Source organism: Ensifer sp. SSB1 (genome assembly GCF_016652895.1).
Taxonomy (GTDB): Bacteria; Pseudomonadota; Alphaproteobacteria; order Rhizobiales; family Rhizobiaceae; genus Ensifer.
This window is the reverse complement of record NZ_JAEPRP010000002.1, coordinates 21,406-37,375: the sequence shown is the minus strand read 5'-3', so window position 1 is coordinate 37,375 and position 15,970 is coordinate 21,406. Positions and strand designations below refer to the sequence as shown.

General features: G+C 63.1%; 14 protein-coding genes. All 14 read right to left on the bottom strand.

Annotated features, from left to right (window positions below):
• Positions 1–76 precede the first annotated feature (76 nt).
• The 14 genes from lnt to I8N66_RS00605 all read right to left on the bottom strand — a co-directional run bounded on the left by lnt (position 77) and on the right by I8N66_RS00605 (position 15,821).
• Positions 77–1,672: an apolipoprotein N-acyltransferase gene (lnt, locus tag I8N66_RS00670; protein WP_291148469.1), complete on the bottom strand. Its 1,596-nt coding sequence runs from the start codon at positions 1,670–1,672 to the stop codon at positions 77–79.
• Between the two features lie 253 nt (positions 1,673–1,925).
• Positions 1,926–3,092, bottom strand: coding sequence for a hemolysin family protein (locus I8N66_RS00665; RefSeq protein ID WP_291148466.1), 1,167 nt, complete (start codon positions 3,090–3,092; stop codon positions 1,926–1,928).
• 12 nt (positions 3,093–3,104) lie between these two features.
• Positions 3,105–3,611 carry an rRNA maturation RNase YbeY gene (ybeY, locus tag I8N66_RS00660; protein ID WP_291148463.1) on the bottom strand — a complete coding sequence of 169 codons (507 nt, stop codon included), beginning with the start codon at positions 3,609–3,611 and terminating at the stop codon, positions 3,105–3,107.
• A gap of 18 nt (positions 3,612–3,629) precedes the next feature.
• Complete coding sequence (locus I8N66_RS00655) at positions 3,630–4,685, bottom strand: PhoH family protein (protein WP_291148461.1); 1,056 nt, start codon at positions 4,683–4,685, stop codon at positions 3,630–3,632.
• Between the two features lie 27 nt (positions 4,686–4,712).
• A complete protein-coding gene (miaB, locus tag I8N66_RS00650) occupies positions 4,713–6,113 on the bottom strand; it encodes a tRNA (N6-isopentenyl adenosine(37)-C2)-methylthiotransferase MiaB (RefSeq protein ID WP_291148459.1) in 1,401 nt (466 codons plus the stop codon).
• 71 nt (positions 6,114–6,184) lie between these two features.
• The gene (locus I8N66_RS00645; protein WP_291148457.1) at positions 6,185–6,976 is read right to left on the bottom strand and encodes a lysophospholipid acyltransferase family protein; all 792 of its coding nucleotides are present in this window, start codon (positions 6,974–6,976) and stop codon (positions 6,185–6,187) included.
• Between the two features lie 152 nt (positions 6,977–7,128).
• A complete protein-coding gene (locus tag I8N66_RS00640) occupies positions 7,129–7,626 on the bottom strand; it encodes an N-acetyltransferase (protein ID WP_113536619.1) in 498 nt (165 codons plus the stop codon).
• 6 nt (positions 7,627–7,632) lie between these two features.
• The gene (gene tsaB, locus I8N66_RS00635; RefSeq protein WP_113536620.1) at positions 7,633–8,292 is read right to left on the bottom strand and encodes a tRNA (adenosine(37)-N6)-threonylcarbamoyltransferase complex dimerization subunit type 1 TsaB; all 660 of its coding nucleotides are present in this window, start codon (positions 8,290–8,292) and stop codon (positions 7,633–7,635) included.
• Positions 8,293–8,444: 152 nt separating this feature from the next.
• The gene (locus I8N66_RS00630) at positions 8,445–9,011 is read right to left on the bottom strand and encodes a NifU family protein (protein ID WP_223726263.1); all 567 of its coding nucleotides are present in this window, start codon (positions 9,009–9,011) and stop codon (positions 8,445–8,447) included.
• Between the two features lie 164 nt (positions 9,012–9,175).
• A complete protein-coding gene (locus I8N66_RS00625; protein ID WP_113536622.1) occupies positions 9,176–9,667 on the bottom strand; it encodes a universal stress protein in 492 nt (163 codons plus the stop codon).
• A 140-nt stretch (positions 9,668–9,807) separates the two neighbouring features.
• Positions 9,808–10,872 (bottom strand): tryptophan--tRNA ligase, encoded by a 1,065-nt coding sequence (gene trpS, locus I8N66_RS00620; protein WP_113536623.1) that lies wholly within the window; start codon positions 10,870–10,872, stop codon positions 9,808–9,810.
• A gap of 112 nt (positions 10,873–10,984) precedes the next feature.
• Positions 10,985–11,377: a VOC family protein gene (locus tag I8N66_RS00615; RefSeq protein ID WP_291148445.1), complete on the bottom strand. Its 393-nt coding sequence runs from the start codon at positions 11,375–11,377 to the stop codon at positions 10,985–10,987.
• Entirely contained in the window at positions 11,377–12,981 is a 1,605-nt protein-coding gene (gene murJ / locus I8N66_RS00610) for a murein biosynthesis integral membrane protein MurJ (RefSeq protein ID WP_291148442.1), read from the bottom strand. Before murJ ends, I8N66_RS00615 begins: the two co-directional genes overlap by 1 nt.
• On the bottom strand, positions 12,978–15,821 hold the full coding sequence (locus tag I8N66_RS00605; protein WP_291148438.1) for a [protein-PII] uridylyltransferase: 2,844 nt from the start codon (positions 15,819–15,821) through the stop codon (positions 12,978–12,980). Before I8N66_RS00605 ends, murJ begins: the two co-directional genes overlap by 4 nt.
• Positions 15,822–15,970 lie beyond the last annotated feature (149 nt).

The following is a 15,970-nucleotide window of genomic DNA, read 5'->3' as shown; positions in this document are numbered from 1 at the left end:
CCGCCACGGTGATACGACAATGCCGCCACAACAAGGACGATGGTGCGGACCACTATGCAATTTTAGGGGTTTTAGGTCAATTCTTCCTAATATTAAAACCAACACGCGAAAACACTGCAACCAGAAGAAGGAACAGTGCACTCAGCCAGAAGATTCGGCTTCGCATAGCGTCGTCCAAAGGCGTAGGCATCTTTCCCGGCAGAAGTGTGTCGACCACTCCCCTATAATTGTAGGACAATCCTACCATTAAAACCCCACGTGCATCAACAATTGCTGATATACCGCTGTTGGCAGCGCGAATAAGGGGTGTTCCGGTCTCGACGGCGCGTAGTTGGGCCTGATGGAAATGCTGGCGCGGACCGGGCGTGTCTCCGAACCACGCGTCGTTGGTGATGTTGAGAATCGCGTCCGCACCACGCGCGGCGCCGCCGATTTCGTCGGGGAAGATCGCCTCGTAGCAGACCAGCGGATAGAGCGTCCTGCCACTCGGCAGGGTCAATAGCGAACGGCTCTTCGCCGCCGAAAAGCCACCTGGCATCGAGGCAGCAACGGAACTCAGGCCCCAGGAGGACAGCAACTCCTCAAAGGGTAGATACTCGCCAAACGGGACCAAATGCACCTTGTCGGCAGCACCGATGATCTGGCCGCGTCCGTCGATGACATAGATCGAGTTGTAGTAGCGCGGTGGCAGACCGGCGCCCGCATCCTCCGCGCGCACGGCGCCGGCGATCAGGATCTGATCGTCATCGAGCACCTCGGCGATCCGTGCCAGGGCGTCGGGATTGTCGGTGAGGATGAAGGGGATCGACGTTTCGGGCCAGACGACGATGTCCGGTCGCTTGCCGCCTTTTTCGGGGGCAGCGGTGGTGAGCGAGAGATGTTCCTCAAAGACGGCCGCCCGTTCGCGATCGTCGAGCTTCTTTGCCTGGTCGATCACCGGCTGGACGAGACGGACGGTCACCGGCGGCTCGGGCGAAGCCGGGGACGGCTGCGCAAGCCGATAGAAGCCGAAACCGACATGCGCCGCGAGGAGGACGAGGGCCGCCGACAGGCCGATCCGGCTCCCCCTGCCCGTGGCAAGGAGGGCGGGTGCCGCGAAAACGAAGACCGCCAGCATGTTGATGGTCGCAAGGTTGACCACGCTTGCGGACTGCATCATCAACGGCATCGGCATCGCCGCGTAACCGATGGCATTCCAGGGAAAGCCTGTGAAGAGGAAGCTGCGGAGCAGTTCGCAAAGGCCGAAGGCCAGCGCAAGCGCCGCGATCCGCCCCACCCCATCGGACCAGAATATCCGCGCGGCCAGCGTCGCAAGCGCATAGAAGAGCGCGAGAAAAGCCGGAAGACCGACGACGGCGAGCGGCAAGGCCCATGCGAATTCGTCGGCCTCCACCAGCAGTGCATTGCCGAGCCACCAGAGACCGCCGAGGAAGTAGCCGAAACCGAACCACCAGCCGATCACTGCCGCCGGCCAGAGCCGCCTGACGATGCCGCCATCCGGATTTCCGCTCGCGCCGTCGAGCAGCCAGACGAGGATGGGGAAGGAGACGAAGGCGAAGGCGAAAATGCCGAAGGGCGGCTGGGCCAGAACGGTGATTAGCCCAGCGAAGAACGCGAGCAATACCCTCGGGAACCCGGACAGAAGCATCACCCTGCCAGCCAGTCTTACCATGCAGCCTCCAGTCGATCCCGGCCGCTAGCCACGGCGCCGGAGCGAAACAACCACCGAATCAATCGGCGCCAGTCTTCCAAAAAACGGGCTGTTTGTCCCCTTCAGGAGGGGAATTGGCTGCGGAAGGCATGTCCTTCCGTCAGGTCAGCGATCCGCTGCAATCCGTCCCGGTCCTCTTTCAAACCGGGAGACGTGGAGCGGATGGCAGGAGATACGCCCCCGCGCGCACGAAGAAACGCGCGGGGCGGAGCGATTATTGCTCGTCGGCTGCCGCGGAGGGGGCAGCCCCATTGGTACGATTGACGGGAACTGTCTCCGGAGCGATTTCGCCCTCCGGTCGCGACACGCGGCGGCGAGCTGGCGGACGCTTGCGCATGATGCGAACGCGTTTCACGCGGCGCGGGTCAGCGTCGAGGATCTGGAACTCGAACCCCGGAATGGCCTGCACGACTTCACCGCGCACCGGAATGCGGCCAAGCGAAGCGAAGATCAGGCCGCCGAGTGTGTCGACGTCCTCGAGCTGCTCGCGCACATCGAAGTCGGGACCGATCGCTGCGGCGATTTCTTCCAGTTCGACGCGGGCGTCGGCGACGAAAACGTCGTCCGACGTGCGGGCGAACATCACTTCGTCGTCGTCGTGTTCGTCTTCGATATCGCCGACGACCATCTCGACGATGTCCTCGAGCGAGACGAGACCATCGGTTCCGCCATATTCATCGATGACGAGCGCCATCTGGATGCGGGCGGCCTGCATGCGCTGCATCAGGTCGGACGCCAGCATCGACGGCGGCACGAACAGCAGCTGGCGGACGATACCCGCTTCTTCCAGCGACTTGCCGAGATCGACGCGAGAGAGGTCGAAGCTCGCCTTCGGCGAACGGGGCGTTTTCTCGGTCTTTTCGCCGGTAGCCGTCGCGGCAGCGGGCGCCTTGCCGTTGCGGCGACGGTTGCGGGCCTGCTTGGTAACGTAGGAAAGCAGGTCGCGGATGTGCACCATGCCTCGGGGATCATCGAGGCCTTCGTTATAGACCGGCATGCGCGAGCGGCCCGACTCCTCGAAGATCACCATCAGTTCGCCGATGGTGATGCTCTGGTCGACCGCTTCGATGTCGGCACGCGGGACCATGACGTCCTCGACCCTGATCTCGCGGAAACGCAGAATGTTGTTGAGCATCGCCCGTTCGCCGGGCGAGAAGGCCGTGTTACTGTCGGCATCCGTCTGGAGTGCGTCGGCGAGATCTTCGCGCAAGCTCGACGGGCTTGCGCCGCGCAGCAGGCGCGCGGCCCGGCTCCAGAAAGTTGAAGTGGATTTCGTGCCCTCGTGTCGAGTGGCGGTGCTACTACTGCCCGCCTCCGCCTCTCCGGAGGCCTCTGCCTCCTCGGTCGTCAGCGCGACAGGCTGTGTTTTGTAATCGCTCATCGGTCCAAACTGTTAATCCGGGGTACGATCCCCGTAGGGGTCAGATAAGCCAAGACGCGCCAAAATGCGAGTCTCCAGGCTTTCCATTCTTTCGGCTTCGTCATCTGCCATATGATCATAACCGAAAAGATGCAGGAATCCATGCACGAGAAGATGCGTCAGGTGCGCATCGAAAGACTTCTCGAGTTCCACGGCTTCGCGCTCGAGCGTTTCGCGGGCGACGATGATGTCGCCCAGCATCGGCCCCGGCATCGCGCCCGGCGTCACCGGGAAGGCGGGAAAGGACAGCACATTGGTCGGCTTGTCCTGATTGCGCCATTCGGCGTTGATCGTCCGAATGGAAGCGTCGTCCGTGAAGACCAGCGACAGTTCGGGCTGCATCTTCGGGAACGGCTGGCCCTCTTCCGCCGCGAGGAAGGCGGCTGCGGCTTCCAGCACTGGTGAAGAAAATGCGAGAAGCGTCTCTTCGTCGGGCCAATCGCCCTCTTCGACGCTGATCTGGATATCCAATGCGGTCATGATCGCGACGACCGCCGATCAGCGGTCGCCCTGCTCGCTTTCATCGTGCACGGCCGTCTGGGCCTCGTAGGCCCTGACGATGCGCGCCACCATCGGATGGCGAACGACGTCGACGTCCTTGAAGCGAACCACGGAAACGCCCTCGACACCTCTGAGGATCTGTAGAGCCTCGACCAGACCCGACTTGACGCCGCGCGGCAGGTCGACCTGGCTCGGATCGCCGGTGACGATCATGCGACCGTTTTCGCCGAGGCGGGTCAGAAACATCTTCATCTGCATCGATGTGGTGTTCTGCGCCTCGTCGAGGATGACGGCGGCATTGGCGAGCGTGCGGCCTCGCATGAAGGCGAGCGGCGCGATTTCAATGACGCCGGCGGTGATGGCGCGTTCGACCTTGTCGCCCGGCATCATGTCATAGAGCGCATCGTAGAGCGGGCGGAGATAGGGATCGACCTTCTCCTTCATGTCGCCGGGCAGGAAGCCCAGGCGCTCGCCCGCTTCCACGGCAGGACGCGAGAGCACGATACGATCGACGGCGCCGCGCTCCAGAAGCTGTGCGGCATGGGCGACGGCAAGATAGGTCTTGCCGGTACCGGCGGGGCCCACGCCGAAGACGAGCTCGGAACGCTCCAGCGCACGGATATAGGCATCCTGCGTCGGTGTGCGCGCCGCGATGGTCTTCTTGCGCGTCGAAATCTGCGCCATCGTCAATTTGGCTTTACGCTCCATGGTCGGCAATTGTAGCTGATCGTCGGCGGCAACCGCCATACGGATCGCGCCCTCGACGTCAGAGGCATCGATCGATGCGCCGCTCTGCAATCGTCCGTAGAGATAATCGAGAGCGCGGCGCGCCTGATTGGTGGCAACGATGTCACCGGATATGGCGACGGAATTGCCCCGCGGCCGGGCGTCGATGCGCAGGCGCTCTTCAAGTAGCTTCAAGTTCTGGTCGAACTGGCCGAAGAGTTCGCTGGCGAACCGATTGTTCTCGAATGTCAGCACGAAGTGATTGGCGTCTGTCGCAGAGGTTTTCGACTGGCGCGATGATGAAGAGATCAATTCGTGTCCGTTCAAGCGGTTCAGGCTCCTTGTTGTCGGTCCTTACCCGATCATCTCTGCAAACAGGCTGTTCGGCCCGGCCTTGATGATTCGCACCTTTATAATGTCACCGATTTGCGATGCTTTTGCATCAACATTCACGGGCTGCAGCCACGGAGAACGCCCGACGAGCTGGCCCGGCATGCGCCCTTGCTTCTCCAAAAGCAGGTCGATTTCGCGACCGACGCAGGATTCGGCGAAGGCGCGCTGCTGCGAAAACAGCAAAGCCTGCAATTTTTCCAAGCGCTTGGCTTTCACCTCCTCGGGAACCTGGTCGCCAAGCTCGGCGCCGGGCGTGCCGGGACGCGTCGAATATTTGAACGAAAATGCCTGTGCATAACCCACGGCTTCGACGAGCCGCATGGTGTCTTCAAAGTCCTCGTCGGTCTCGCCGGGGAAGCCGACGATGAAATCGCCCGATAGCGCGAGGTCCGGCTGGACCCCACGGATGCGCTCGATCAGCGCCAGATATTCGGCCGCCGTGTGCCTCCGGTTCATCGCCTTCAGGATGCGGTCGGAGCCGGACTGCACCGGCAGGTGCAGGTAAGGCATCAGCTTTTCCATCGAGCGATGCGCCTCGATCAGGCTGTCGTCCATGTCGCGCGGGTGGCTGGTGGTGTAGCGCAGCCGGGCGAGCCCCTCGATTTCGCCGAGACGCGTGAGCAGGTCGCCGAGGCCCCATTCGCGGCCATCGGGGCCGACGCCGTGCCAGGCGTTGACGTTCTGGCCGAGCAAAGTGATTTCGCGGACGCCGCCATCGACCAGCTTTTCCGCTTCCGAGACGATCTGTGCCACCGGGCGGGAAACTTCGGATCCGCGCGTATAGGGCACGACGCAGAAGGTGCAGAACTTGTCGCAGCCTTCCTGCACCGTGAGGAAGGCGGTGACGCCGCGGGCGCGGGTCTTTGCCTTGTCGGGCGCCGGCAGGTGCTCGAACTTGTCCTCGACGGCATAGTCCGTCTGGACGACGCGCTCACCGTTGCGGGCCCGCTTCAGCGCTTCCGGCAGGCGATGATAGGTGGTCGGGCCGATCACCAGATCGACGGCCGGCGCGCGCCGGAGGATCTCGTCGCCTTCGGCCTGCGCCACGCAGCCGGCGACGCCGATCACCATCTCGCGGCCTTCCTTGGCCTTCGCCTTCTTCAGGTCGCGCAGGCGGCCGAGCTCGGAATAGACCTTCTCCGCCGCCTTCTCGCGAATGTGACAGGTATTGAGGAGCACGAAGTCAGCATCCTCGAGCACATCAGTCGAGACATAGCCATCACGCGACAAGGCATCCGACATGCGGTCGGAATCGTAGACGTTCATCTGGCAGCCGTAGGTCTTGACGAAGACCTTGCGGGCCGGTGCGCGCTCTTCGCCCGTCACGGGCGTTGTCGACAGAAGGGCTGTTTCCTGGGTCATGCCGGGTTCTTTAGTGCAAAGCGGTCTGAAGTTGAAGTATTTTCGGCATGGCCGCCGTTGCCGAAAGGGTTTCAGGCCCTTCCGCGCAAACGATCCGACAACATGCTGCGGATGCGCTGCTCGACCTTCCGGCTTACTTCCTTGCGATTGGTGTGCCGGTCGTAGTCGATGGCCTCACCGAAATCGACGTCGACCTCGATCGCACCCTCGCGCAGGATCCCGAGCAGATGCGGGACCAGTTCGGTATCGCCCGGCCAGGCGGCGATCGGCCGGTTGAAGCGGCCCATCGGCATGCCGTGGATGCCCGTATAGGAGATGGCGACTGGCTGCACGTGCACGAGCCCGGTCGGCGAATGCGGCACGGCGGAAGCCGCAGCACCGAAGAGCGACGTCTTGATCTCCAGCAGACGGTTGCCGTCGGACGTCGTTCCCTCCGGAAAGAGTACGACGATCTCGCCCGCCGCCATGCGCTCGCCGATTTCGTTCACCTGCTTGCCGGTCGAGCGCTTCTGCTCGCGCTCGACGAAGATCGACGCCTGCAGCCGGGCAAGGACGCCAAAGACCGGCCAGCCCTTCACCTCGGACTTGGCGACGAAGACGACATCGGCGACCGAAGACAGCACCAGAACGTCTTTCCAGGAGGCATGGTTGGCGCAGATGAGCAACGGCCGGCGGCGCTCCGCCTCGCCATGGACCCGCACCTTGATGCCGAGCAGGTAGCAGGCGAGCCGGTGCCAGTATCGCGGCAAACGGCGACGCAGTTTCAGGTTTAGCCAGAGGCAGACGATCTGGATCGGCATCAGGACGAGCGAAACCAGCGCCAGAAGCGCTGCGAAGATCGCTATCCGTAGCCAATTGATCATCCGGGAAAAGAGTTCCTGCGCGACCTTGGATCACGATGGTCCTGGGTCGAATCCACCCGAAATCATGACGTGATCGACACCAAAAAAGTAGAGCAGGATGCGGGCGGAATACCGCATACACTTGTCCTCATCGCGCTCTTATGCGCTTGGGACTAGCGAAGATCGAGGCGCATGACAAGCGCGGCGGTCCGCTGGCCGGCCTTGTCCTGGTAATAGGCACGGCGTTCGCCGACCTTGTTGAAGCCGAGCTTACGGTAAAGCCCGATCGCCGCCTGATTGGTCTCGTCCACTTCGAGGAACAACGCCTCGGAGCCCTTGACCAGCGCCTCGCGCATCGCCGCCTGCATCAGCCGCCAGCCAAGGCCGGAGCGTGCATAGCGCGGCTCGACACCGATCGTCAGGATTTCGGCCTCGCCGGCGACGGCGCGCGACAGGACGAAACCGCCGAAGGCCGGGCGAAAGCTGCCATTGGTCTGCCGGGCGACAAAGCCGAACACCGTCTCCTGCACGAGCAGCGCGTGAATTTCTCCATCGCTCCAGGGGGAAGCGAACCGTTGGCGATGCAGCGCTGCCGCAGCCAGCAGATCGGCTTCCTCCAGCGGGAAGATGTCGAATTCGGTGCGGCGGGTGAAGTAGTCGGTAAAGCTCATCTCGGTCTACGCTCGGGCAATCGCAAAGCCCGCCTGCGGCTTGGCGTCGGGGCCTCTGAGATATAGCGGTCGCGGCTTGGCCGAGGCTGGATCGGCAGCGGCGCCGAGCGTGGCGACGAAGGCAATATCGATGAATTCGGGGGCCTTGGCATCTGCATCCGGGCCAACGAGATGGGCGCCGGAACCGCCGATGACGCCATCGAAACCCGAGAAACGCTCGCGCGCACCTTCGACGGAGAGCGCTTCTGGCTCACTTGCGGCGGCACCGGTCGCGTCGAAAGCCTGGACATAGACTTCGTCCCGCTTGGCATCGATGGCGACGAGAACTTCCCTGCCCGGCGCCGCGGCGCGGATGCCTTCAGCCAGGACCGCGAGCGTCGAGACGCCGACAGCGGATTTGCCGAGCGCCAGCGCCAGACCACGGGCAGTGGCCACGCCGACGCGAATGCCGGTGAACGAGCCAGGGCCGACGGTGACCGCGATGCGGTCGATGTCGGCAAGCGATCGGCCGGCCACGGCCAGCGCCTCGTCGACGAATTCCATCAGCCGCTCAGCATGACCTTTGCCGAGATCGGCGCCGGAGCGCCCGAGCACAACGGCGGTTTCGCTGTCGTAGACGGCAGCGGAGCAGCCCGAGCCGGACGTGTCGATCGCAAGTACAATCATTTCAACGCTGGATCTTTCAGACGCCACAAGCCGCAAAGCCGGCGGGGCTTTGCGGCAAAATCGATACTACTCGGCTGGGTCGGAATGCGGACGGAAATCCGCGCATCCTTTCCCGCATCTCACCTAGCTCAGACGCCGGACGGCGTCCGATGTCAGACGGCCTCGACGGCTTCCACCTCGGGAACGAAATGGCGCAGCAGGTTCTGCACGCCATGCTTCAGCGTCGCGGTGGACGACGGGCAACCGGAGCAGGCACCCTTCATGTTGAGGAAAACTGTCCCGTCCTTGAAGCCGCGGAAGGTGATGTCGCCACCGTCCTGAGCAACGGCCGGGCGCACGCGGGTTTCCAGGAGTTCCTTGATCGTGGCAACGATCGTCTCGTCTCCCTCGTCGAAAAACTCGTCTTCCTGGTCCGACTGCTCGGCGCGACCGCTGCCGGCCATGATCTGCTGGCCCGACATGAAATGTTCCATGATCGAACCAAGAATCGCCGGCTTCAGGTGCTGCCATTCCTGGCCTTCCTTGCTGACGGTGATGAAATCATAGCCGAAATAGACGCCGGTGACGCCCGGGATCGAAAACAGCCGTGCCGCCAGCGGCGAGCCGGCGCGCGCTTCTTCCTCGTCACGGAACTCGGCAGTGCCGTTTTCCATAACAACCTTGCCCGGCAAAAACTTCAGCGTGGCCGGGTTCGGCGTGGCTTCGGTCTGAATGAACATGTCTGTCTCCGTTTCGCCGGGAGCGACATTCGCCCAGCTCTTTAGAATAGTTCAAAAGAATATAGGAGGATGGCTCCATGGTCGCAAGAGCGCATGAAGCGGGATCAGCAAAAGTGTACGCGGTTTTCCGCCGCATCCCGCATGCCCGTGAAAACCGATACCGATCAGCTGAGCGCGTCGATCTCCTCGTCCGTCAAGGCATCGGGGATGACCGTGACGGGGATCGGGAAGGCCGCTGCTTTGCCGGCGATCGACGACACCAGGGGGCCCGGGCCCTCTTTTGCCGATCCGGCGGCCAGCACCAGAATGGCAATGTCGCGATCCTCCTCGATCGCCGCATGGATCTGCTCGGTAGCAGTCCCCTCGCGGATTACGATCTCGGGTTCGATGCCGATCCGCTCGCGGACGGCCTGGGCCACCTTGGCGAGAGTCGCCTCGGCTTCCTCGCGCGCTTCCGCACGCATGATTTCCTCGACCCCCAGCCATTGCTGGAAGTCGCCATCGGCGATCACATAGAGCAGGACGAGACCGCCATTCGAATTCTTGGCGCGCATGCCCGCATAGTGCACGGCGCGCCCGCATTCCGGGGTATCGTCAATCACCGCCATGAATTTGCGGCGGTGACCTTCAAGTCGAGAGAGTCGGGTCGAGACCATAGGGTGAACATTACATCCCGGGCGAGCCGCCGCAAGCTCTCATTTTCGCCTTTTTGGAGCGTGACCACGAAAGCGAGGGCGGCTTTGCGCCCGCGCCCCGCTCGTCGTGAACTGGGGCGCGGAGACCCTATTTTTCCGGTTTACTGCAGAAAGCCGATGATCTCGCGAACTTCGCGCATCGTCTTTTCGGCCCGTGCACGCGCGCGCTCGCCGCCATCCCTGAGGATCGCGTCGATGTGCGCTGTGTCGCCCATCAGGCGGCGCATTTCGGTGGTGATCGGCGACAGGACCTCGACCGCGAGGTCGACGAGCGCCGGCTTGAACACCGAGAACTGCTGCCCGCCGAATTCGGCCAACACCTGCTCCTTGGTCTTGTCCGACAGCGCCGCGTAGATGCCCACGAGGTTTTCCGCTTCCGGGCGCCCCTTCAAACCATCCACTTCGCTCGGAAGCGCGTCCGGATCGGTCTTGGCCTTGCGAATCTTCTTCGAGATCGTTTCGGCGTCGTCCATCAGGTTGACGCGCGAAAGGTCGGACGGGTCGGATTTCGACATCTTCTTGGTGCCGTCGCGCAGCGACATGACACGCGGAGTCGCGCCGCCGATCAGCGGCTCGACCGGCGGGAAGTAGGCATGGATCGGCTCTTCGCCGACGACCATGTCGACACCGTAGCCGGCGCTGCGGATATGCTCCATGAAGTCGATGTTGAACTTCTGGGCGATATCGCGCGTCAGTTCCAGGTGCTGCTTCTGGTCGTCGCCGACCGGAACGTGGGTCGCACGATAGACGAGGATGTCAGCCGCCATCAGGCTCGGATAGGCAAGCAGACCAAGCGAGGCGTTCTCGCGGTCCTTGCCGGCCTTGTCCTTGAACTGCGTCATGCGGTTCATCCAGCCGATGCGGGCGACGCAGTTGAAGATCCAGGCGAGTTCGGCGTGCTGCGGCACCGCGGACTGATTGAAAACGATATGCTTCTTCGGATCGATGCCCGAAGCGATGAAGGCGGCGGCGATCGAGCGGATCTGCCCCTTCAGGTCCTCATGCACGAGCTGCGCCGTGATCGAATGCAGGTCGACGACGCAGTAGATGCAATCGTTGTTTTCCTGCAGCGCCACGAACTTGCGGATCGCGCCGAGATAATTACCGAGATGGAGATTGCCCGTCGGCTGAACGCCGGAGAATACGAGCGGCTTGAATTCGTTCATGTCGTCCTCAATAGGCTGGTGGAGGGCCCCAGGGCCTTTGTCGCCCATGTTGCTAACGGCATGGCTTATGCACGCAGGATGAGAGGCAATCAAGGGGCCCGGAGAAGCCCCATCACGCCGCCGGTTGCAGCAGATCCCACTGGTTGCCGAACGGGTCGCTGAAGACGGCAACGACGCCGTAGGGTTCGTGCCGCGGCGCCTCCAGAAAGACGACGCCGGCGGCCAGCATCGCTGCGTGGTCGCGGGCAAAATCGTCGGTGAAGAGGAAGAAGCCGACGCGACCACCGGTCTGGTTGCCGATCGCCGCCTGCTGACGTTCGCCGTCGGCCTTGGCGAGCAGCAGCGAAGTCTCGACCGCGCCCTTCGGACGAACGACGACCCAACGCTTGCTGTCGTCGAGCCTGGTATCTTCAACGAGGTCGAAGCCGAGCTTGCCGCAATAGAATCCAATGCCGGCATCGTAGTCCGGAACGACCAAGGCGACGCGTGCGATCGTCTGGCGCATCAGTCGCTTGCCTCCGATGCAGCGACGGCCTCTGCCGGTGCTGCCGTCTTGCGCTTGACGCTGCGGCGGATCATGCCGAGGCTGGCACCGCCAAGGCCAAAGGCGAGCGCGAAGTAGACCACCATCGCTGCCGAGACCAGACCGAAGAGGGTTGCTGCCCGCGTCACGAGCGGCGCGGCGGAGGAGAGTTCGAAGGCGAACCAGTCGATCGCGAAATAGAGCGTGGCGGCCATGCCGGCGGCCGCGATGACGAGGCGCGGAATGCGGGTCAACAACGGGATATCCCTGCCCCAATGACCGCGCCAGACGAGCGTTGCAAACAGCAGGACCGCATTGACCCAGCCGGCGACGATCTCGGCGGTGGCTATGCCGCTGGCACCGAGCCGCGGAAACAGGGTGAGCGCCAGCGACACGTTCACGACGACGGAGATGGCAGCGAAGATCATCGGCGTGCGCGTATCCTCTCGCGCGAAGAAGCCGGGAATGAAGGCTTTGATCAGCACGAACGCCGGCAGGCCGAGACCGTAGATCGCCAGGATATGGCCGACGATGATGGTCGATTCCGGCGCAAACTTGCCGCGCTCGAAGAGCAGCCGGACGATCGGCTCGGACATGACCAGCAGCGCGGCCGCGGCCGGCAACGTCAGGAACAGCGTGAACTCGACGGAGCGGTTCTGCAGGTTCGACGCCTCGTTGAGATTGCCGGAGCGAAGGGCACGAGCGAGTTCCGGCAGCAGTACGGTCGCCACGGCGATGCCGACCACACCCAGCGGCAACTGGTAGATGCGATCCGCATAGACCAGCGACGAGACCGCGCCTTCGCTGCTCGAGGCGATGTTGGTGTTGATCAGGAGGTTGATCTGGGTGATGCCGCCGGTAATTGCCGCCGGCAGGGCCAGCACCAGCAGGCGCTTGACGCTGGCGGTCATCTTCGGCCGGCGAAGGCCGATCTTGATGCCGGCGTCGCGCACGGCGATCCAGACGATCGCCAGCTGCACCAGACCGGCCGCCATGACGCCCCAGGAAAGCGCGTAGCCGACGGCCACCGGATCCTGACCCGCATACCAGGCATAGGCCAGCACCCCGATCAGGATGACATTGAGAAAGACGGGCGCAATCGCTGCTGCGAAGAAGCGATGCAGCGAGTTCAGCATGCCGCCCATCATCGCCGCCAGCGACATGCAGGCGAGATAGGGGAACATGATGCCGGCAAACATGATCGTATTGCCGAGCTTTTCCGGATCATCGGCGAAGCCGGGAGCGATCAGTTTGCTGACGATGAAGGGCATCGTCAGTTCCATTGCGATCGTCAGAAAGAGCAGAACGGTGAAGAGGACACCGAAGACTTCCTCGGAAAAGCGTCGCGCGCCCTCCATGCCGTTCGCCTCGATCTCCTTGGCAAAGAGCGGCACGAAGGCGGAGTTGAAAGCCCCTTCGGCAAACAGCCGGCGGAAGGTGTTCGGCAGGCGGAAGGCCGTGTTGAAGGCGTCGGCGACCGGCCCGGTGCCGAGCGCTGCCGCCATGAAGGTTTCGCGGATGAAGCCGAACAGGCGGCTTCCAAGGGTCGCGCCGCCGACGGTTGCAAATTTCTTGACCAGACTCATGTTTCGGCTTTTGTCGTTCTTTGAGCGGAGGAGATGCCCGGTGGCGGCGCGATGATGCCGGAGGGCATGCGGTCGCGGGCTTCGTCACCCTCGCCGGCCATGACGGCCTTGAGGCGGGCGGCAATGTTCATCTGTCGGTTTTCGCTCGTTACCTTCTGGCCGACGAGATCGGTGACATAGAAGGTATCGATCACCTTCTCGCCGAAGGTGGTGATGTGGGCCGAGGCAATATCGAGCGAGAGATCGGACAACACCGCGGTGATCTCGGACAGGAGGCCCGGACGGTCGAGACCCTCGACCTCGATCACCGTGAACTTGTTCGACAGCGTGTTGCTGATCGTCACTTCCGGCGTCACTGTGAAGGCGCGGGTGCGCTTCTTCACCTTCGTTCGGCTGGCGATGACTTCCGGCAGGCGCTTGCGGCCGGCAAGCACGTCCTCGATCAGCTTGCCGATGCTGGCAGCGCGCCGCATCTCGTCTCCATCCACCGCGAACTCGCGGTTGATCAGGATCGTATCCAGCGCGCGGCCATCCGAGGTCGTGAAGATCTGCGCGTCGACGATGTTGGCGCCGGCGGCCGCGCAGGCGCCGGCAATCACGGTCAGCAGGCGCGGATGGTCGGGCGAAAGCACGGTGATTTCGGTGATCGCATGGAACTGGTGCGTGCGCACCATGGTCGCCAGCGCCTGGTCGGCGGCATCGGCCTCACGGATGAAGCGCGCATGGCGCACCTGATCTTCGAGCGCGACCGTCAGCAGATAGGGCTGATAGTGCAGGCGCACATAGGCCTCGCGCTCTTTTTCGGACCAGTCCGTCAGTGCGTCGCCAAGCATGGTAGCGGCGTGCGCCGCGCGCTCCTTGCGCGACAGTTCCGAGAAGCCGCCCGACAGCAGCAGTTCGGTTTCGTAGTAGAGCGTGCGCAGCAGCTGACCTTTCCAGCCGTTCCACACGCCCGGGCCGACGGCGCGGATATCGCAGACCGTCAGCACCAGGAGCATCTTCAGCCGGTCGAGCGATTGCACCCGTTCGGCAAAGTCGACGATGGTCTTGCGGTCGTTGAGGTCGCGCGTCTGGGCAACCATCGACATCGTCAGATGTTCCTCGATCAGCCAGGCGACGAGTTCGGTCTGCTTCGGCGAAAGTCCGAAGCGCGGGCAGAGCCGGCGGGCCACCTTGGCGCCGGCGGTCGAATGATCCTCCGGCCGGCCCTTGGCGATGTCGTGCAGAAGCACGGCCACATAGAGCGCCTCGCGATCCTCGATCCCGGGCATCAGCTTGGCGACCAGCGGATGGGCTTCTTCCTCGATGCCGCCCTCGATGCGCGAGAGAACGTCGACGGTGCGCAACAGGTGCTCGTCGACCGTGTAGTGATGATACATGTTGAACTGCATCATCGAGACGATCTTGCCGAAATCCGGGATGAAGCGGCCAAGCACGCCCGCCTCGTTCATGCGCCTGAGGATCAGTTCCGGCTTGCGGCGCGAGGTGAGGATCGACAGGAACAGGCGGTTCGCCTCGTCGTTCTCGCGCAGGTGCGGCGTGATCAAGCTCAGCGAGCGGGTAACCTGGCGCAAAGCTGCCGGATGGAACTCGAGCCCGTTGATGTCGGCGATATGGAAGAAGCGCAGAAGGTTGACCGGATCGCGCTTGAAGATATCCGGGCTGGCGAGCGCAATGCGGCCGCCGTCGTCGACGAAATCGAGCGTCCCGGCGATCTTGCGGCTGCGGTGGGTGAAGCGGCCGATGATGCCGGAAATGCCGGGCGCATCCTTCGCCTGCTGATCTTCGAGCGCAGCACAGAAGATGCGCGTCAGGTCGCCGACGTCCTTCGCCACCAGGAAGTAGTGCTTCATGAAGCGTTCGACGGCGGAGAGGCCGGGGTGATCGTGATAGCCGAGCGCTTCGGCGATCTCACGCTGGATGTCAAAGGAAAGCCGCTCTTCCGCCTTGCCGGTCAGGAAATGCATGTGGCAGCGCACCGCCCAGAGGAAGTCCTCGGCCTTCTGGAAGAGCTTGTATTCCTGCCGTGAGAGAACGCCGAGCTTGACGAGGTCGGCCGTATCCTTGAGCCGGTAGAAATACTTGGCGATCCAGAACAGCGTGTGCAGGTCGCGAAGACCGCCCTTGCCTTCCTTGACGTTCGGCTCGACGAGATAACGCGTATCGCCCGCCTTGCGGTGGCGCTCGTCGCGTTCGGCCAGCTTGGCGGCGATGAAATCGGGGCCGGTGTTGCGCACGATCTCATGGTCGAAACGGGTTTCGAGCTCGGCGCTCAGCGTCTCGGAGCCGCAGATGTAGCGCGTTTCGAGAATGGCCGTACGGATCGTCATGTCGGCGCGCGAAAGACGAATGCACTCGTCGATAGTGCGGGTGGCGTGGCCGACCTTGAAGCCCAGATCCCAGAGGATATAGAGCATGAACTCGATCGCCGGCTCCGCCCAGACGGCCTTCTTGACCGGCAGCAGGAACAGAAGGTCGATGTCCGAGCCCGGCGCCAGCGTGCCGCGACCATAACCGCCGACCGCGGCGACCGCAATGCGGGAGGCCGGCGGCGCATTGGCGGCGTCGAAGATCTCGTTCAGCACGAAATCGTGCAGCACGGTGATCAGCTGATCCTGCAGCCAGGAAATGCGCTCGGCGCAGAGAATGCCGGCGCCGTCGGCGTTGAACAGCTCGCGCGCCTTGGCGCGGCCGGCGACATTCGCCTGCTTGAAGGCGGCCAGCAGTGCCTGGCGCATCGGATCTCGCTGTTCGGCATGGGCCGAAGCGATGAAGTCGCACTTCGCCCGCAGCGCTGCGACGTCGAGGATCTCGGGGAAAGATATTTCGTGTCTGCCCATGAAGTGCCGAGGGGCGTCCTGTCCGACTGGTTGCGTGGTCGCTCGCGATCAAGCGCTCCTGCATGATCCTTGCGACCGAGGCCGAATAAAGACCACACAGAATTTCGATCGCCGCGCCGGCAAAGGCGCGCGGCGCTGTATAGCCTTTT